The organism is Stenotrophomonas sp. S4 (assembly GCF_054187805.2).
The window spans coordinates 645,364-663,538 of record NZ_CM196188.1; the positions used below are offsets into that span (position 1 = coordinate 645,364).

At 68.0% G+C, this 18,175-nt stretch carries 13 protein-coding genes; 7 read left to right on the plus strand and 6 right to left on the minus strand.

The features are described 5' to 3' along the window. Positions 1-74: 74 nt before the first annotated feature. From ACUZUJ_RS02905 to ACUZUJ_RS02920, 4 genes are all read right to left on the minus strand, one after another. The gene (locus ACUZUJ_RS02905) at positions 75-2,903 is read right to left on the minus strand and encodes a valine--tRNA ligase (protein WP_458220625.1); all 2,829 of its coding nucleotides are present in this window, start codon (positions 2,901-2,903) and stop codon (positions 75-77) included. A 33-nt stretch (positions 2,904-2,936) separates the two neighbouring features. Continuing rightward, complete coding sequence (locus tag ACUZUJ_RS02910) at positions 2,937-3,128, minus strand: YqaE/Pmp3 family membrane protein (protein WP_049443096.1); 192 nt, start codon at positions 3,126-3,128, stop codon at positions 2,937-2,939. A 19-nt stretch (positions 3,129-3,147) separates the two neighbouring features. Then, positions 3,148-3,573: a DNA polymerase III subunit chi gene (locus ACUZUJ_RS02915; RefSeq protein ID WP_005415211.1), complete on the minus strand. Its 426-nt coding sequence runs from the start codon at positions 3,571-3,573 to the stop codon at positions 3,148-3,150. A gap of 82 nt (positions 3,574-3,655) precedes the next feature. Then, entirely contained in the window at positions 3,656-5,134 is a 1,479-nt protein-coding gene (locus ACUZUJ_RS02920; RefSeq protein ID WP_458220624.1) for a leucyl aminopeptidase, read from the minus strand. A gap of 104 nt (positions 5,135-5,238) precedes the next feature. On the opposite strand from ACUZUJ_RS02920, the gene lptF reads away from it, so the two are divergent. Together lptF and lptG are read left to right on the plus strand one after the other, a co-directional pair. After that, on the plus strand, positions 5,239-6,321 hold the full coding sequence (gene lptF, locus ACUZUJ_RS02925; protein WP_014035922.1) for an LPS export ABC transporter permease LptF: 1,083 nt from the start codon (positions 5,239-5,241) through the stop codon (positions 6,319-6,321). Further along, entirely contained in the window at positions 6,318-7,424 is a 1,107-nt protein-coding gene (gene lptG / locus ACUZUJ_RS02930) for an LPS export ABC transporter permease LptG (RefSeq protein WP_119007465.1), read from the plus strand. The genes lptF and lptG overlap by 4 nt, the downstream gene beginning before the upstream one ends. 93 nt (positions 7,425-7,517) lie before the next feature. On the opposite strand, the gene ACUZUJ_RS02935 is transcribed toward lptG, so the two are convergent. After that, a complete protein-coding gene (locus ACUZUJ_RS02935) occupies positions 7,518-8,009 on the minus strand; it encodes an RDD family protein (RefSeq protein ID WP_049443099.1) in 492 nt (163 codons plus the stop codon). A gap of 56 nt (positions 8,010-8,065) precedes the next feature. Between ACUZUJ_RS02935 and xerD the strand changes: the two genes are divergently transcribed. Beyond that, the gene (gene xerD, locus ACUZUJ_RS02940) at positions 8,066-9,043 is read left to right on the plus strand and encodes a site-specific tyrosine recombinase XerD (protein WP_049443100.1); all 978 of its coding nucleotides are present in this window, start codon (positions 8,066-8,068) and stop codon (positions 9,041-9,043) included. Between the two features lie 100 nt (positions 9,044-9,143). Next, positions 9,144-9,926: a thioredoxin fold domain-containing protein gene (locus tag ACUZUJ_RS02945; RefSeq protein ID WP_458220623.1), complete on the plus strand. Its 783-nt coding sequence runs from the start codon at positions 9,144-9,146 to the stop codon at positions 9,924-9,926. 116 nt (positions 9,927-10,042) lie between these two features. On the opposite strand, the gene ACUZUJ_RS02950 is transcribed toward ACUZUJ_RS02945, so the two are convergent. Next, on the minus strand, positions 10,043-12,142 hold the full coding sequence (locus ACUZUJ_RS02950; protein ID WP_101764919.1) for a glycosyl hydrolase family 18 protein: 2,100 nt from the start codon (positions 12,140-12,142) through the stop codon (positions 10,043-10,045). A gap of 419 nt (positions 12,143-12,561) precedes the next feature. Between ACUZUJ_RS02950 and ACUZUJ_RS02955 the strand changes: the two genes are divergently transcribed. From ACUZUJ_RS02955 to purL, 3 genes are all read left to right on the plus strand, one after another. Continuing rightward, on the plus strand, positions 12,562-12,855 hold the full coding sequence (locus tag ACUZUJ_RS02955; protein WP_087921478.1) for a transposase: 294 nt from the start codon (positions 12,562-12,564) through the stop codon (positions 12,853-12,855). Further along, the gene (locus ACUZUJ_RS02960; protein WP_101764920.1) at positions 12,852-13,712 is read left to right on the plus strand and encodes an IS3 family transposase; all 861 of its coding nucleotides are present in this window, start codon (positions 12,852-12,854) and stop codon (positions 13,710-13,712) included. The genes ACUZUJ_RS02955 and ACUZUJ_RS02960 overlap by 4 nt, the downstream gene beginning before the upstream one ends. 504 nt (positions 13,713-14,216) lie before the next feature. Further along, the gene (purL, locus tag ACUZUJ_RS02965; RefSeq protein WP_458220919.1) at positions 14,217-18,101 is read left to right on the plus strand and encodes a phosphoribosylformylglycinamidine synthase; all 3,885 of its coding nucleotides are present in this window, start codon (positions 14,217-14,219) and stop codon (positions 18,099-18,101) included. Positions 18,102-18,175 lie beyond the last annotated feature (74 nt).

The window sequence follows — 18,175 nt, forward strand, 5'->3', positions numbered from 1 at the left end:
TCCGCTTCGGTGGGTGCCAACCTCTCCCGCCGTGGCAGGTGCCAACCTTGGTTGGCACGCACCAGAGCGCGGCGTTACAGCTTCGCGCGCTGCTCGCGCAGGCCGGCCAGCTGCGTGTTCCAGTCGACCAGGCGAACGCGCTCCTGCTCGACCACCGCCGGCGGCACCTTGTCGGTGAACTTGGCCAGCTTGGCTTCGCTCTTTTCCTGCTCGCCTTCCACGCGCTTGATCTCCTTGTCCAGGCGCGCGCGCTCGGCATCGAGATCGACCAGGCCTTCCAGCGGCACCAGCAGCTTCAGCTCGCCCACGATCGCGGCGGCGGCCGGCGGTGCGCTTTCGCCCTCGGCCAGCCACTGGACGCTGTCAAGCTTGAGCAGGAACGACAGCGAGGCGCTGAAACGTTCGATGCGCACGCGATCCTGCTCCAGCCCGGCCTGCAGGCGCAGCGGCACCTGCTTGGACGGGGCGACGTTCAGTTCGCTGCGCACGCGACGCACCGCACTGATCACCGCCTTCAGCCATTCCACGTCGGCCTCGGCCTGGGCGAAATCGCCTTCGAACTCGGCGGCGGTCGGGTACGGGCGCAGCGACAGCGTGGTTTCGGCCAGGCCCAGGCGCGGGGCCAGCTGCTGCCACAGCTGTTCGGTGATGAACGGGGTGAGCGGGTGCAGCAGGCGCAGCAGCGCTTCCAGCACGTACAGCAGGGTGTGGCGGGTGCTTTCGGCGTCGGCGGCGTCGGCACCGTTCAGTGCCGGCTTGCTCAGTTCCAGGAACCAGTCGCAGAACTCGTTCCAGGCGAACTCGTACAGGCACTGCGCCAGCAGGTCGAAACGGTAGTTGGCGTAGTGGCCCTGCGCCTCGGTGGACACCGCGGCCAGGCGCGCCAGGATCCAGCGTTCGGCATCGGTGCGCGGGGTCGGCACGCCGGTGAACGCAGCACCCTCGGTGTTCATCAGCGCGAAGCGGCTGGCGTTCCACAGCTTGTTGCAGAAGTTCTTGTAGCCCTCGGCGCGGTTCATGTCGAACTTGATGTCGCGGCCGTGGGTCGCCAGCGCGGCGATGGTGAAGCGCAGCGCATCGGCACCGTGGGCAGCAATGCCGTCCGGGAATTCCTTGCGGGTGGCCTTCTCGATCTTCTCCACCATCTTCGGTTGCATCAGGCCGCCGGTGCGCTTGGCGACCAGGTCGTCGATGGTGATGCCGTCGATGATGTCCAGCGGGTCGAGCACGTTGCCCTTGCTCTTGGACATCTTCTGGCCCTGGCCGTCGCGGATCAGGCCGGTGAAGTAGACGTCCTTGAACGGGATCTTCCCGACCAGGTTGTCGGTGGCCATGATCATGCGCGCCACCCAGAAGAAGATGATGTCGAAGCCGGTGATCAGCACCGACGACGGCAGGTAACGGTCGAAGCCGCGCTCGGCCATGGTCTGCTCGTTCGGCCAGCCCAGGGTGGAGAACGGCCACAGCTGCGAGGAGAACCAGGTCTCCAGCACGTCGCTTTCCTGGTTCAGCACCACGTCGCTGCCCAGGTTGTTCTTTGCCCGCACTTCCTCTTCGCTGCGACCGACGTAGCAGCTGCCGGTGGCGGCATCGAACCATGCCGGAATGCGATGGCCCCACCACAGCTGGCGGCTGATGCACCAGTCCTGGATGTTGTTCATCCAGTGGCGGTAGGTGTTGATCCAGTTCGGCGGCACGAAGGAAATGCTTCCGTCCTCGACCAGTTCCAGGCCACGCTTGGCCAGGTCGTCCATTTTCACGAACCACTGGTCGGTCAGGTACGGCTCGATCACCTGGCCGGTACGGTCGCCGCGCGGGACCTGCAGCTTGTGCGCCCTGGTCTCGACCAGGATGCCCAGGTCTTCCAGCTCGGCCAGCACGGCCTTGCGCGCGGCATAGCGGTCCAGGCCCTGGAAGCGTTCCGGCGCGTTTTCATTCAGCGCCGCCACCGGGGTGAACAGGTTGATCATCGGCAGGCTGTGGCGCACGCCGACTTCGTAGTCGTTGAAATCGTGCGCCGGGGTGACCTTGACCACGCCGGTGCCGAACGCACGGTCCACGTAGTCATCGGCGATCACCGGCACGCGGCGGCCGGTCAGCGGCAGCACCACGCTCTTGCCGATCAGGTGCGCGTAGCGCTCGTCTTCCGGGTGCACCATCACCGCGGTATCGCCCAGCAGGGTTTCCGGACGGGTGGTGGCGACAACCAGGTAGTCGCGGGTTTCGCGCAGGGTTTCCACGCCGTCGGCATCGCGCTCGACGTGCTCGTAGCTCAGGCCGTCATCCAGCGTGTAGGCGATCGACCACAGGAAGCCGTCTTCCTCGGCGCTCTCCACTTCCAGGTCGGAAATGGCGGTCTTCAGCACCGGGTCCCAGTTGACCAGGCGCTGGCCGCGGTAGATCAGACCCTGCTCGTACCAGCGCACGAAGGCTTCGTTGACCGCTGCCGACGGCTGCGGGTCCATGGTGAAGGTGCTGCGCGACCAGTCGGCGGAAGTGCCAAGGCGGCGCATCTGGCGTTCAATGGTGTCGCCGGACTGCTGCTTCCACTCCCAGACCTTGCCGATGAAGCCTTCGCGGCCCAGCGAATCGCGGGTCTCGCCCTTGCCTTCCAGCGCCAGGTTGCGGCTGACCACCATTTCGGTGGCGATGCCGGCATGGTCGGTACCGACCTGCCACAGCGTGTCGTAGCCGCGCATGCGGTGGTAGCGCACCAGCGCGTCCATCAGGGTCTGCTGGAAGGCGTGGCCCATGTGCAGGGTGCCGGTCACGTTCGGCGGCGGCAGCAGGATGGTGTACGGCTCGCCCGTGCCGGACGGCTTGAAGTGGCCGGCCTTCTCCCAGGCCTCGTAGAGGTCGGTCTCGAAGGACTTCGGGTCGTAGCTGGAGGCGAGTTGGGTCATGCGGGGGAACCGGTAATCAAGGCGGAAGGGAGATCAGCGCGACCCGAGGGCGCGCCGGATCTTCTGGTCGGTGTGGTACTGGCTGACCGCGTAGGCGGCCCAGATGGCGGCGGGCAGCCAGCCGATCAGGGTGATCTGCAGGATCAGGCAGACGGTGCCGGCCAGCGGTCGGCCAATGGTGAAGAAGGACAGCCAGGGAAGAATCAGGGCGATCAGCAGGCGCATCAAGGGGTCCTCGCTGGGCTTACATGTCGTGCTTGTTGAGGTCGTACCCGGCGGCCTTGTACTGGCGCCAGCGCTCGCGCAGCGGTTCGCGCGCTTCCGGATCGGCCGGAACCACTTCCAGCACGCGCTCGCACTGGCCCAGCCAGGGCTCGTCGCGCAGGTTGATCACCAGCGGACGCGCCGGTGCCTCGGTGCCGGGTACCGCGATCAGTACCAGGGCCTCTTCCTCGTCCATGTCTTCCCCGGCGATCTGGTGCGGGATGTAGGCATCGTTGTCGAACGCCCACAGCAGCTCGTCCAGTTCCTCGGCCTGGGCCTGGTCACGGGCCAGCACCAGGGTGAACAGCCCGGCGTCGTTGGCCTTGCGCGCCAGTTCGCAGACCAGGCGCAACGGCTCGGTCAGGAAGCGGGGCTTGGCGATCAGGTAGAAGTCGGCGCGGGGCATGGCAGGGTCCGGGTCAGGCAGGGGCCCGGCAGTGCCGGGCGAGGCCCTGGCCGGCGGAGGCCGGCCAGGGTCGGGTACGGCATCAGGCGCGGGCGACCTGGTCCAGCAGCCACTGGCTCAGCAGGCCGACCGGACGGCCGGTGGCCATGCCACGCTTGCCTTCATCGCTGGCGACGCCGGCGATGTCCAGGTGGGCCCAGCGCTGGCCTTCGGCGAAGCGCGACAGGAAGCAGCCGGCGGTGATCGCACCGGCCCAGCGGCCGCCGATGTTGTAGACGTCGGCGAAGGTCGAATCCAGCATCGGCTGGTATTCGTCCCACAGCGGCAGGCGCCAGACGCGGTCGAACACGTGCTCGCCGGCGGCCAGCAGCTCGTTGGCCAGGTCGTCGTGCTTGCTCATCAGGCCGGCGGTCTGGTGGCCGAGGGCGACCATGCAGGCGCCGGTCAGGGTGGCGACGTCGACCAGCGCGGCCGGCTCGAAGCGCTGCGCGTAGGTCAGCGCGTCGCACAGGATCAGGCGGCCTTCGGCGTCGGTGTTGCCGACTTCGATGGTCTTGCCCGACATCGAGGTGATCACGTCGGACGGACGGTAGGCGTTGCCGTCGATGGCGTTCTCCACCGCCGGCACCACCACCACCAGGTTCAGCGGCAGCTTGGCCTTGACCGCAGCGACGAAGGTGCCGATGACGTTGGCGCCACCGCACATGTCGTATTTCATCTCCTCGATGCCGCCCTGGGTCTTCAGGTTGACGCCACCGGTATCGAAGGTGATGCCCTTGCCGACCAGCACGTACGGCTTGGCGTCGCCAGCACCGGTCCACTTCAGCACGACCAGGCGTGGGCGGTTGGCCGAACCGCGGGCCACGGCCAGCAGGGAGCCCATGCCCAGCGCTTCCATCTGGGTCTCGTCGAGGATTTCGGCCTCGGCACCGTCGTGTTCGCCGGCGAACTTCACGCCCACTTCGGCCAGGTAGGCCGGGGTGCAGTAGTTCGGCGGCAGGTTGCCCAGCTCGCGGGCGAACTCGACGCCGGCGGCGATGGCCTGGCCCTGGGCCAGCGCCTGGGCGTCATCACCGGCAACGGCCAGCTGGGCCAGGCCGGCATCGTCGGCCTTCTTCTTGCCCAGGGTGGCGGTGTAGCGGTAAGCAGCGTGATCGGCGGCGATCACCGCCTGGCGGATCGCCCAGGCCGCGTCGCGGTCCTTGATGGCCACTTCGGACAGGGTGAGCAGCGCGCTGCGGGCGGCGCCGGCCTTCAGCGCGCGCACGGCGTCGCCGACGGCCTTCAGGTACTGCGGCACGCCGAAGCGGGCAGCTTCGCCGAGGCCGACCACCAGCACGCGCGGGGCGGTCACGCCCGGCAGGTCGTGCAGCAGGGTGGTGGCGCCGGTCTTGCCGGACAGGTCGCCGCGCTGGGCCAGGGCGGCCAGGCGGCCACCACTGGCGGCGTCCAGGGCCTGCGCGGCCGGGGTCAGGGTATGGTCGGCATACGCGCCGACCACCAGGCAATCAACGGTGGCGGCGGCCGGAGCAACGTGGTTCAGGGTGAATTCGAGGGCCATTGAGCAGATTCCATTGGCGAGTCCGTACAATCGCAGGCCGTTTACGCCCAGACAGTAGACTGGGCGGCACCGCGAACGAACCCCAGAGTTTAAACCACCGCCCCATGCTGAAGCTCGACCGATACCTGCTGGGCGATTTCGTCCAGAGTTTCCTGGCTACCCTGATCGTCCTGCTGGTGGTCAGCGTGGGCGGCGTGCTGGTGGACATCCTCGGCAACATCGCCGACGGGCGCCTGCCGGCCAAGCTGCTGTTCTCGCAGCTGGGCCTGCAGTTCATCGCCTACCTGCCGCTGATCCTGCCGCTGGCGCTGATGCTGGGCCTGCTGCTGGCCGTGGCCCGGCTGTACCGCGACTCGGAGATGGCGGTCATCACCGCCATCGGCGTGGGGCCCAAGCGGCTGCTGCGGCCACTGCTGATGCTGGTGGTGCCGGTGGTGCTGCTGGTCGGCGCCTGCTCGCTGTGGCTGGGCCCGTGGGCCGGCCGGGTGGCCGAGCAGATGATCATCGAGGCCAACCGCAGCGTGCTGATGGCCGGGCTGGAGCCGGGCCGGTTCACGCCGCTGCCCAATGGCGGCGTGGTCTACCTGTCCTCGATCTCGCCCGACGGCACCGAGCTGGGCAAGGTGTTCCTGCAGCGGCAGAAGGACGACCGCCTGGAAGTGGTGTCGGCCAACAGCGGCCGCATGTACTTCGAGGGCACCCGCCAGCGCTTCCTGGAGCTGGACGACGGCCACCAGGTGGAAGGGCCGGTGGCCGGCGCGCTGGATTACCGCCTGGCGACCTTTGCCCGCAACGACGTGGCCCTGCCCGATGGCGCACAGACCCGCACCGAGGACGACCCGGAACTGATGCCGACCCTGAAGCTGATCGGCGATGAGCGCCCGCAGGCGCAGGCGCAGCTGCACCGCCGCCTGGCACCGCCGCTGATCGCGCTGGCCTTTGCCCTGCTGACCGTGCCGCTGGGCCGCAGCTCGCCGCGCCAGCAGCGCTACGGCCGCATGATGCTGGCCCTGATGGCCTACATGGTGGGTACCAACCTGATGTTCATCGGCAGCGGCTGGATCGCCAACGGCAAGATCCCCCCTGCGCTGGGCCTGTGGTGGCTGACCCTGCCGCTGCTGGCGCTGTCGATCTGGATGTATGCACGTGATGGCCGCCTGGGCCGCCCGAAGGGAGCCCGCGCATGAGGCTGCGCCCGATGCGTTTCGACCTGTACCTGGGCCAGTCGGTGTTCACCACGGTGCTGCTGACCTGGGCGGTGCTGGTCGGCCTGGACGTGGTGATGGCCTTCTCCGGCGAGTTCAAGGACATCGGCAAGAACGGCTACACCCTGGGCCATGCCGCCGCGTGGGTGCTGTACACGGTGCCGCGCCGCGCCTACACGATGTTCCCCACCGCCGCGGTGATCGGCGCACTGATGGGCCTGGGCCAGCTGGCCGCGACCTCGGAGCTGACCGCACTGCGTGCGCTGGGCCTGTCGCGCAAGCGCCTGAGCGTGTCGGTGGCGATCGCGCTGTCGCTGCTGACCGCGGTGATGGTGCTCAGCGCCGAGACGCTCGGCCCGTGGGGCCAGGACCGTGCCGACGCATTGAAGGCCAGTGCCAAGTGGGGACGGGACATCTCCACCACCCGCTACTCCGGCCTATGGGCACGCGAAGGCGACACCTTCCTCAACGCCCAGAGCGGCGAGGAACAGCTGGTGGGCGACAAGGGCACAAGGCTGATCCTGCGTGACGTGCGCCTGTACCGGATCGCCGAAGACGGCAATATCGCCTCGTTGACCCATGCCGCCACCGCCGAGCACGACAAGGACGGCTGGGTGCTGACCGGGGTGCGCCGCGACACCTTCGGCGAGCGCTCGGCGGCCCGCCAGGAAGTGGCGCGCGAGCCGTGGAACTCGAAGCTGGATGCGGCGGCGCTGGCCACCGGCATCGCCAAGCCGCGAAACCTCAGCGTGGCCGAGCTGAGCACCAGCATTGCCTACCGCCAGCGCAACGGACTGGATGCGCGCGATTTCGAGGATGTGTACTGGAGCCGCTGGTTCTACCCGGTGAACGTGCTGGCACTGTGCCTGGCGGCGGTGCCGTTCGCGTTCGGGTCGCTGCGCAGCGGCGGCATGGGCAAGCGCCTGTTCCTGGGCATCCTGTTCGCCCTGGGCTTCTGGCTGCTGCAGTTGTTCTTCGGCCGCATGGCCGGTGCGCTGAAGTTCGATTACCGCATCGCCTATGCGTTGCCGCCGATCGTGATGCTGGCGGTGTCCGGCCTGCTGTTCCGGCGCAAATCGGGCTGATTCTGGTTGTTGTAGAGCAGCCGAGCCTGTGCCCGGCTGTCGCGTACAGTGCGGAAAGCAGCCGAGCACGTGCTCGGCTCTACAGACAGCGCTTTACCGCTTCGGCATGCGCACCACGCGGGTGCCGCTGGCGCGGTCATGCCAGGTCAGGCGGTCGCGGTCGACCCAGGCCCACCAGAATCCCAGCCCGCCCAGCAGCAGTGACAGCGTGCCCACTGCGTAGCGCAGCCACAGCTGGCCGCGCCGCAGCGGCGTGCCATCGCTCGATTGCAGTTTCAGCCGCCACGGACGCATGCCCAGCGTCTGTCCGCCACGGCGCCAGCTGGCCGTGGCGTACCACCCCGTGATTCCCCAGCACACCGCCCACAGCAGCCACTGCCAGGCACTGAACGGTGCGATGTTCTCGCGCTGCGCGTGGCCACTGAAGGTGTAGGCGAGGGTGAACAGCGTGCCGGCCAGCATCCACAGCGCCAGCACCGGCAGTGCGTCGTAGACCATCGCCAGCACGCGCCAGGCCAACAAGGCACGTGGGCGGGGCATTTCGGTAGCGGCCGCAGGGGCCGTGTCGGTGGCAGGGCGGGACATGCGCCGAGCATACGCAAAGCTGGCCGTGCCCGCAGTGGCCCTCGTATCCTGCACGCATGGCCCTTGTTTCCACCCCCGCCGAACGCCGCCAGCTGGTCCAGCAACTGCCCGAGCTGCGCGCCGACGACAGCATGCGCATCCAGCGCTTCCTCGATGCGATCTGGGCCGAGAACGGCCTGGCCCGCGCCACCCTCGACAGCTACCGGCGCGACCTGGAAGGACTGGCGCGCTGGATGGATGGACGTGACGGTGGCCTGGCCGGTATCGAACGTCCCGGGTTGTTCGACTACCTGGCCTGGCGCACCCGTCATGGCTGGTCGCCGCGCAGCAATGCGCGCCTGCTGTCGGCCTTGCGGGCGTTCTTCGCAGATGGCGTGCGCCGTGGCGAACGCAGCGAAGACCCCAGTGCGCTGCTCGACCCGCCGAAGCTGCCACGGCTGTTGCCCAAGGCGCTGGCCGAAAGCCAGATCGATGCGCTGCTGGCGGCACCGGACATCGACAGTCCGCTGGGCCTGCGCGATCGCGCCATGCTGGAACTGATGTATGCCGCCGGCCTGCGTGTGAGCGAGCTGGTGCTGTTGCCGGCGACAGCAGTGAACCTGCGCCAGGGCGTGTTGCGGGTTACCGGCAAGGGCAGCAAGGAACGGCTGGTGCCGCTGGGCGAGGAATCGCAGCATTGGCTGGAGCGTTACCTGCAGCAGTCGCGCCCGCTGTTGGTCGGCAAGGGCAAGGTGCACGCGCTGGCCGATGGGCAGACGCCGTTGTTCATCGAGCCGACGCTGCATGCGTTGACCCGGCAGGCGTTCTGGCACCTGGTCAAGCGCCACGCGCAGGTGGCCGGCATCGACCCGGCGCGGATCAGCCCGCATGGCCTGCGCCACAGCTTCGCCACCCATCTGCTCAACCGCGGTGCCGACCTGCGCGCGCTGCAGATGCTGCTCGGACACAGTTCGTTGTCGACCACCCAGATCTACACCCTGGTGGCGCGCGAGCATCTGCAGAAGCTGCACGCCCGCCACCATCCGCGCGGCTGAGCGCCGGGCTGAATCGCTGCCCGGGGCCGTGCCGGGCGTCGCGGCCCGGTTCCGGTGGCTGTGTCAGAATCCGGGATCTTCTTCTGTTGCGGATCGCTCCATGCTCCGATTTGCCATCGCCGCCGTGTTCGGTGCGCTCAGCCTGACCGCCTGCGCCCAGCCGGCCCCGCCGGCCGCCAAGGCACCTGCCGCTGCGGCCAAGGCCGGCCCGGCCGCCAACGCGCCGGCCGACCAGGCGGTACGTGCCGCGCTGACCGCGCTCAATCCGGGTTTCCAGGTGGATTACATCGGTGCCGCGCCGTTCCCCGGCTTCCGCGAAGTGGTGGTCTCCGGACAGCTGCTGTACGTGTCCGATGACGGTCGTTACCTGTTCCAGTCGCAGCCCTACGACACCCGCGCCAAGGGCCCGGCCAACAGTGAAGGCCTGCTCGGTTACCGTCGTGGCCTGCTGGCCAAGGCCAACCACGGCGATCGCATCGTGTTCGCCGCGCCGAACGCCAAGTACACCATCAGCGTGTTCACCGACATCGAGTGTGGTTACTGCCGCAAGCTGCACCAGGACATCGCCGAGCTCAACCGCAACGGCATCACCGTCGAGTACCTGGCGTTCCCGCGCATGGGCCTGGGCAGCAAGGACTACACCGACATGATTTCGGTCTGGTGTGCAGCGGATCGTCGCCAGGCCCTGACCAACGCCAAGCGCGGTGGCAGCGTGCCGGCCAAGAACTGCACCAACCCGGTGGCGATGCAGTACGCGCTGGGCCAGCAGCTGGGCGTGAATGGCACGCCGGCGATCTTCGCGCCGGATGGCACCCAGCTGGGCGGTTACCTGCCGCCGGCGCAGCTGCGTGGGGCGCTGGACAAGCTGTCCGAGAAGCGCTGACGCGGAACTGTAGCGTCGAGCCATGCTCGACTGCGGTTCCGCATGAGGCAGCCGAGCATGGCTCGGCTCTACAGATTCGAGGCCGGGGATGCGTATCGCATCCCCGGCTTTTTTGCTTACTTCAGGCCATCACTGACCGCCTTGGTCAGCGTGCCCTGCGCATCGTCACCGCTGAACTCCCAGACGAACGCGCCGCCCAGGCCCTGGGTCTTCACGTAACCCATCTTGCGGGTGATGTTGGCCGGGGTATCGAAGCTCCACAGCGTGCTGCCGTTGTAGATCCAGGTGGCACCGGCCGTGTTGTCGGTGTAGCCCGGCCACGCCAGGTTCTTCAGTACCTTCCAGTCTTCGATGCCGGCTTCATACGTGCCCGGGGCGGCGCCGGTCGCGGTCTGGTACAGGCCGTTGTTGGCGTTGGCCACGCCGGTCCAGCCACGCCCGTAGTAGCCGATGCCCAGGTTGAGCTTGGCGGCGGGCACGCCACGGCTGATGAAGGCCTCGATGGCATCGTTGCTGTTGTACAGCTTCTGGTCGCCGGTGGACGGGTCATTCGGCGAATCGAACAGCGCCGACTGGTGATTGGTCTTCGCATCCCACGCGCCGTGGAAGTCGTAGGTCATCACGTTGATGTAGTCCAGGTACGGGTGGTACGCGGCCGGATCGGTGACGCGGATCTTGTCGATGCCGGCACCCACCGCCACCGTCAGCAACAGGCCCGGACGCACCGCATCGAGCTGGCGGCGGAACTCGGCCATCAGCGCGGTGAAGTTGGCGTTGTCTTCCGGCTTGCCGCATTCGATGCCGCAGGCCACCGGGTATTCCCAGTCGATGTCGATGCCGTCGAACACGCCCAGCGCGGCACCGGCGCCACCGGCACCGTCGGTCACCGGCAGGTTGCCCTTGATGTAGGCGTCGATGCACGAGGCGACGAAGGCCTGGCGGTTTTCCGGGCGCGCTGCGCTGGAGAAACCACGCGACCAGGTCCAGCCACCCAGCGAGATCAGCACCTTCATGCCCGGGTACTTGGCCTTGAGCTGCTTGAGCTGGTTCCAGTTGCCGCGCAGCGGCTGGTCCCAGGTATCGGCGCTGCCACTGACACTCTCGGCGGCGCTGAAGGCCTTGGTGTAGTCGGCGAAAGCATCGCCACCGGCACCGCTGTTCGGATCCGACGGCTGGGTGATGCCCACTTCGCAGCGGTTGTTGCGCACGTTGCCGAACGCGTAGTTGATGTGGGTCAGGCGTGCGGCCGAGCCGCTGCTGTCGATGTTCTTGACCCGGTAGTTGCGGCCGTAGATGCCCCACTGGGTGAAGTAGCCGATGACCCGCTTGCCGGTGGTGCCGCCGTCACCGGCCAGCGTGGTGGCGCTGATCTCGGTGCCCTGTGCCGACGCATTGCCGGCGTTGTCGCGGGCACGTACGCGGTAGCGGTAGGTGGTCGACGCGGTCAGCCCGCCATCCACATAGCTGGCGCTGGACGGCGAACCGACCAGGCTGCCGTTGCGGTACACGTCATAGCCGGCCATGCCGCTGCCACCGGTGTTGTCGGTGGACGGGCTCCAGCTGAGCGCGATGCTGTTGGCGGTGCGGGTACCAACCGCCAGCCCGCCCGGCACGCTCGGCGCGGTGGTATCGCCACCGGCGGCGTTGACGGTGATGGTGATGGTCGGGGTGCTGGTGGTGGCGTTGTTGTTGTCGGTCGCGACCGCACGCAGGGTGTGGCTGCCGGCGCTGGCATTGGCCCAGCTGGCCGCATAAGGCGCACTGGTGGCCACCCCCAGCGAGCTGCCGTCGCGGAAGAACTCGACCTTGGCGACGCTGCCGTCCGGATCACTGGCGGTGGCGGTCACGTTGACCGTGCTGCCGGCACTGAAGGTGGCGCCGTTGGCCGGCGATGTCAGGCTGACCACCGGCGGCTGGTTGCTGCCGCTGCCATCGCAGGCACCGAGGTTGGTGTAGTAGGGCGCACCGGCCGGATGGTCCGGCGGCGCGTTCCAGATGTCCTGGTTCGCCCGATAGAGGACGCCTCCTTTCTGCAGGGTATCGCCGGCCCGGTAGATCTTGGCCTGGTCCCACTGGGCCACGCCGGCACAGCTGGCGGCCTGCGCCAGGCCGGGCAGGGCGGCGGTACCGGCGGCCAGGGCAAGCAGCCAGGCCAGGCGGCGGGGACGACAGCTTCGGGTCGCACGTTCGGCACTGCGCACAATCGGGTCGTACATGGGTAAGTCTCCGATCAAAAGGCGCGCGGGCCCCGATGGCGCCGCGCGTGACGCAGGTCCGGGCGTCGCCCGGGAAGGCGACGGAGGGGGCGGACGGGGTACCTGGGAGGCCGGGGAGAGAGTCCGGCGCCAGGTGGGGACAACGTTGTCATCAATCGTGTGGTCAATCCGTGAGCAAGCGCATGGTTCGGGGATTCGGGCGGAGGGCGGCGCTGCGCGCGGTCGGCGGCCATCGGCGGAGCCCCTCGTGGCTGGTCGGCACGCGAATTCATGGGTTTGGCCGGGCGGGTGGGCATCGCGGGGGACGCCGTAAACCCGTCCATGGGGGCTTGGCCGCGGCATCCATGCCGCGGACTGATCTGGCCCCCCGTCCGCGGACGCCAAGAGGCGATACTTTGATCGCACTTGGAGGTCCCCTTATGTCCCGTATCACCCGTCGTAGCTACACCGATGAGTTCAAGCACCAAGCCGTGGAGTTGGCCGAGTCGCTCGGGCCTGCCGCAGCGGCCCGTCAGCTGGAGATGTCGGTCAAGACGCTGGCAAATTGGATTGACGCGGTCCGTGCTGGCCGGTCGTTGACCTCTGAGGCCCGCAGGCCGGCCACTGACCTGGAAAGCGAGATCAGCCGCCTTCGGGCCGAGAACGCCAATCTGAAGATGGAGCGGGAAATCCTAAAAAAAGCGGCGGCGTTCTTTGCCAGAGAGTCCAAGTGAGGTACGCCTTCGTCGCCAGTCAAAGGACTCGCTACCCGACCAGGTTGCTGTGTCGGCTTTTTGGGGTTTCTGTCTCTGGATTCCATGACTACCTGCGCCGCCAGTGTGCCCAAACGTGCGATGTCGATTCGGCCCTCCGTACCGAGCTTCGGGCCATCCATGTGGCCAGCAAACGCAGTTATGGGCGGCGTCGGCTGGTCAGGGCCTTACGAGCCAGGAATCATCCAGTTGGCCACAAGCGCGTGGCACGGTTAATGGCCGAGGAGCGAATCCAGGGCAAGACCAAAGGCCGATTCCGGCCCAAATCCTCCGGCGGCTCATCTCAGCTCGCCCCCAACCTGCTGGATCGGCAATTTGCCCCCGGAACCGGACCGACGGCGTGGGTCGGAGATATCACGTATGTCCCCACCCGCCAGGGATGGCTGCATCTGGCCGTGGTCATCAGCGTCCAGACCCGGCAGGTGCTGGGCTACAGCGTTTCCAGGCGCCTGACTGAAGAACTGGTAGTGAAAGCATTCGCCAATGCCTGGGCTCTGCATCCACAACGACCTGGCCTGATCTTCCATTCCGATCGTGGCGGGCAGTACTGGGGGAACGAGTTTCGCCAGCTGCTGCAGTCCCATGACGTGGTCCAAAGCATGAGCCGGCCTGGCAATTGCTGGGACAACGCCGTGGTCGAGAGCTTCTTTGCGACGCTCAAGACAGAAGAGGCTGCCGAGCCTTACGCCAGTAAGGAACAAGCCAGCCAGTCCATCGCTGCTTACATCCACGGCTTCTACAATCCAGCCCGGCTACACTCGGCGCTGGGCTACCACTCGCCTAACAACTACGCCCGGCAGCTCCGGGCTGCCGCCTGAAACGGCTTCATGGCGTCCGTTTTCAGGGGGCCAGATCAGACACCCCCGCGATGCCCACCCGCCCGGCCCCTGACAGGTTCCTGCGCGGCCAGCCACGGAAGACAGAACAAGAAATCAAAAGCAGAAGCCGGTCGCTTCGCTCTTCAATGCCTGATTTCTGAAATTTCCTGGTTGCCGGCCAGCGGCCGGCATTACCGGGGAGCATCCACGCATGGCGTGGATCTACCGCAGATCGCGGAAATCTGTCGGGGGCGGGGTGGTGGGGGCCAGCAGGACCGTTGGCGCCATGGATGGCGCCATCGAGCCCCCATGGATGGGTTTACGGCGTGTCCTGCTGGCCCCCATCACCCCGCCAGCCCAGGGAATGCCTGCTGTTGCCTTGGCTGCTGCTGTTGCCGTTGCCGTTGCCTTGGCCTCGGCGGGTGCCGGGCGCCGCCCGGCCAGAGCCCTTCCCCCGCTTCCGGTACAATGTCGGGCCCGTTTCCCAACTACGGTTCCCCGGACATGATGGTCCTCGAGGGCGCGCCCGCCCTGTCGCCGTTCCGCCGCGAACGTCTTGAATCCCGCCTGCAGTCCATCGCTCCCTCCCTGCGCATCAGCGGCGCCTGGCACGTCTACTTCGTGCAGCCCGAAGGCAGCGCCGCCCCCGACCTGACCACCCTGTGCCGCATCCTCGAAGCGGCGCCGCAGGCCGAAGCCGTGGCCGACGGCGCGGTCAGCCGCATCGTGGTGCCGCGCCTGGGCACGCTGTCGCCGTGGTCGAGCAAGGCCACCGAACTGGTCCGCGGTGCCGGCCAGCCGGTCAGCCGGGTCGAGCGTGGCCTGCGTATCGACGTGCAGGGCTGGCCGGCCGATGCCGCCGCCCAGCAGGCGCTGGTCAAGGCGCTGCACGACCCGATGACGCAGTCGGTGCTGGAGACCGTGGAACAGGGCCAGGCGCTGTTCTCGGCGCCGGCCCGGGGTGAACTGGAGCGCGTGCCGGTGGACCAGCTGGAGGCCGCCAACCAGAGCCTCGGCCTGGCCATGGCCCAGGACGAGATCGACTACCTGCGCGAACGCTTCACCGCGCTCGGACGCGCGCCGTCCGACGTCGAACTGATGATGTTCGCGCAGGCCAATTCCGAGCACTGCCGCCACAAGATCTTCAACGCCAGCTGGACCATCGACGGCCAGGAACAGGACCGCTCGCTGTTCCGGATGATCAAGAACACCCACCAGCAGACCCCGCAGCACACGCTCAGCGCGTACAGCGACAATGCCGCGGTGATCGAAGGCCATCCGGCCTCGCGCTATCGCCCCGATCCGGCCAGTGGCGAATACCGCCGCGAGCCGCAGGTGCCCAGCGCGTTCCAGATCAAGGTGGAAACGCACAACCATCCGACCGCGATCGCGCCGTTCCCGGGCGCATCGACCGGCAACGGTGGCGAGATCCGCGACGAGGGCGCGACCGGCCGCGGCGGCAAGCCGAAGGCGGGCCTGTCTGGTTTCTCGGTCTCGCACCTGCGCATTCCCGAGCTGCCGCAGCCGTGGGAAGCGCCGCGCGCGCTGAACCCGCGCATGGCGCCGGCACTGGAAATCATGACTGATGGCCCGCTCGGCGGTGCTGCGTTCAACAACGAGTTCGGCCGCCCGAACCTGCTCGGCTACTTCCGCAGTTTCGAGCTGCCGGAAGGCGCCGATCTGGTGCGTGCGTACGACAAGCCGATCATGCTGGCCGGTGGCCTCGGCGCGATCGATCGCGTGCAGGTCGACAAGATCCAGCTGCAGGCCGGTGACGCGGTGATCGTGCTGGGCGGTCCGGCAATGCTGATCGGCCTGGGCGGCGGTGCGGCCAGTTCGGTGGCCTCGGGCGAGAGCGCCGAGGACCTGGACTTCGCCAGCGTGCAGCGCGACAACCCGGAAATGGAGCGTCGCTGCCAGGAGGTCATCGACCGCTGCGTGGCGATGGGGGCCAACAACCCGATCAAGTTCTTCCACGACGTCGGCGCCGGTGGCCTGTCCAATGCCATCCCGGAACTGCTGCACGACTCCAAGGTCGGCGGTGTCATCGACCTGGGCAAGGTGCCCACCGACGATCCGTCGCTGTCGCCGATGCAGCTGTGGTGCAACGAGTCGCAGGAGCGCTACGTGCTGGGCGTGGCCCAGGAGCGCCTGGCCGAGTTCGCCGCGCTGTGTGCCCGCGAGCGCTGCCCGTTCGCCGCGGTTGGCGTGGCCACCGCCGAGGAACACCTGGTGGTGGCCTACGGCGCCGTGCCGGGCCACACCCCGGCCGATGCGCCGATCGACCTGCCGATGGACGTGCTGTTCGGCAAGCCGCCGAAGATGCACCGCGACACCGCGCACCCGCCGGCCCCGCGCTGGCCGGCGCTGAAGACCGGCGGCCTGGACCTGCAGGAAGCGGGCCTGCGCGTGCTCGCGCACCCGACCGTCGCCTCGAAGAACTTCCTGGTCACCATCGGTGACCGCAGCGTCGGCGGCCTGACCGCGCGCGAGCAGATGGTCGGCCCGTGGCAGCTGCCGGTGGCCGACGTGGCGATCACCCTGGCCGACTTCGATGGCGTGGCCGGTGAAGCGATGTCGATCGGCGAGCGCACCCCGCTGGCCCTGCTCGACGCCGCTGCGTCGGCACGCATGGCGGTGGGCGAAGCGCTGACCAACCTGTGCGCGGCCCCGGTCGATGCGCTGGATGAGATCAAGCTGTCGGCGAACTGGATGGCCGCGGCCGGCCACCCGGGCGAAGACGCGCTGCTGTACGACGCGGTGAAGGCGGTGGGCATGGAACTGTGCCCGCAGCTGGACATCAGCATCCCGGTCGGCAAGGACTCGCTGTCGATGCAGGCGCAGTGGCACGACCAGGGCGAAGCGCACAAGAGCGTGTCGCCGGTGTCGCTGGTGATCTCGGCGTTCGCGCCGGTGGCCGACGTGCGCCAGCAACTGACCCCGCTGCTCGACCGCGACGTGGACAGCGAGCTGTGGCTGATCGGCCTCGGCGCCGGCAAGCAGCGCCTGGGTGGTTCGATCCTGGCCCAGGTGCATGCCGACCACGGCGAGCTGCCAGCCTTCGCCGGTGCCGCTCCGGACCTGGACGACCCGCAGCGCCTGCGTGGCTTCTTCGAACTGATCCGCGATGCACGCCAGTCCGGCCTGCTGCTGGCCTACCACGACCGCAGCGACGGTGGTGCCTTCGCCGCCCTGTGCGAAATGGCGTTCACCTCGCGCCTGGGCCTGGACATCACCCTTGATGCCTGGGGCGATGATCCGTTCCGCAGCCTGTTCAATGAAGAACTGGGGGCGGTGGTGCAGATCGCGCGCGAAGACCGCGCTGCCTTCGCCGACCTGGTCGAGCGCCACGCACTGACCGAATGCGCACAGCGCATCGCCAAGCCGACCACCGCGCCGGTGGTGCGCGTGTCGCTGGGCGGCGAGAACCTGGCCGAATGGCGTTGGGACGCGCTGTTCGACGCCTGGTGGTCGGTCACCCACGCGATGCAGAAGCGCCGCGACAACCCGGCCAACGCCGATGCCGAGCGCGAGGTCGCCCGTGCCTTCACTGCGCCGGGCCTGAAGCCCAAGCTCAGCTTCGACCTCAACGAAGACGTGGCTGCACCCTTCATCAGCACCGGTGCGCGCCCGCGCGTGGCCGTGCTGCGCGAACAGGGCGTCAATGGCCAGATCGAAATGGCCAACGCCTTCGAACGTGCCGGCTTCCGCGCCTTCGACGTGCACATGAGCGACCTGATCGAAGGCCGCGTGGCGCTGCAGGAGTTCACTGGCCTGGTCGCCTGCGGCGGCTTCAGCTACGGCGACGTGCTCGGTGCCGGCCGTGGCTGGGCCACCTCGATCCTGGAGCGCAGCGCGCTGCGTGATGCCTTCGCCGCGTTCTTCGCGCGCGAAGACAGCTTTGCGCTGGGCGTGTGCAACGGCTGCCAGATGATGAGCCAGCTGAAGAACATCATCCCGGGTGCCGAGCACTGGCCGCAGTTCCGCCGCAACGCCAGCGAGCAGTTCGAAGCCCGCACTGCGCTGCTGGAAGTGGTGGAATCGCCGTCGATCCTGCTGCGTGGCATGGCCGGCTCGCGCCTGCAGGTAGCGGTGGCGCATGGCGAAGGCCAGGCCGTGTTCGACAACGCCGTCGACCAGGCTGCCGCCCGCGTCTCGCTGCGCTACATCGATGGCCATGGCAACATCGCCAGCCAGTATCCGCTGAACCCGAACGGTTCGCCCGACGGCATCACCGGCCTGACCAGCAGCGACGGCCGCGTCACCATCATGATGCCGCACCCGGAGCGCACCCCGCGCGCGCTCAACCTGAGCTGGGCACCGGCTGAATGGCAGGGTGATTCGCCGTGGATGCGCATGTTCCGCAACGCGCGGGTGTGGTGCGGCTGATCGCATCGTTCCGCGCAGGCCGCAATGCCATCGCGTATGGAGAAACCCGCCGCTGTGTCGGCGGGTTTTTCTTT

Excerpts from the sequence above, each read along its gene's own strand:
- ACUZUJ_RS02905 (WP_458220625.1), bottom strand. The coding sequence starts at position 2,903 with ATGACCCAACTCGCCTCCAGCTACGACCCGAAGTCCTTCGAGACCGAC.
- ACUZUJ_RS02910 (WP_049443096.1), bottom strand. The coding sequence starts at position 3,128 with ATGCGCCTGCTGATCGCCCTGATTCTTCCCTGGCTGTCCTTCTTCACC.
- ACUZUJ_RS02915 (WP_005415211.1), bottom strand. The coding sequence starts at position 3,573 with ATGCCCCGCGCCGACTTCTACCTGATCGCCAAGCCCCGCTTCCTGACC.
- ACUZUJ_RS02920 (WP_458220624.1), bottom strand. The coding sequence starts at position 5,134 with ATGGCCCTCGAATTCACCCTGAACCACGTTGCTCCGGCCGCCGCCACC.
- lptF (WP_014035922.1), top strand. The coding sequence starts at position 5,239 with ATGCTGAAGCTCGACCGATACCTGCTGGGCGATTTCGTCCAGAGTTTC.
- lptG (WP_119007465.1), top strand. The coding sequence starts at position 6,318 with ATGAGGCTGCGCCCGATGCGTTTCGACCTGTACCTGGGCCAGTCGGTG.
- ACUZUJ_RS02935 (WP_049443099.1), bottom strand. The coding sequence starts at position 8,009 with ATGTCCCGCCCTGCCACCGACACGGCCCCTGCGGCCGCTACCGAAATG.
- xerD (WP_049443100.1), top strand. The coding sequence starts at position 8,066 with ATGGCCCTTGTTTCCACCCCCGCCGAACGCCGCCAGCTGGTCCAGCAA.
- ACUZUJ_RS02945 (WP_458220623.1), top strand. The coding sequence starts at position 9,144 with ATGCTCCGATTTGCCATCGCCGCCGTGTTCGGTGCGCTCAGCCTGACC.
- ACUZUJ_RS02950 (WP_101764919.1), bottom strand. The coding sequence starts at position 12,142 with ATGTACGACCCGATTGTGCGCAGTGCCGAACGTGCGACCCGAAGCTGT.
- ACUZUJ_RS02955 (WP_087921478.1), top strand. The coding sequence starts at position 12,562 with ATGTCCCGTATCACCCGTCGTAGCTACACCGATGAGTTCAAGCACCAA.
- purL (WP_458220919.1), top strand. The coding sequence starts at position 14,217 with ATGATGGTCCTCGAGGGCGCGCCCGCCCTGTCGCCGTTCCGCCGCGAA.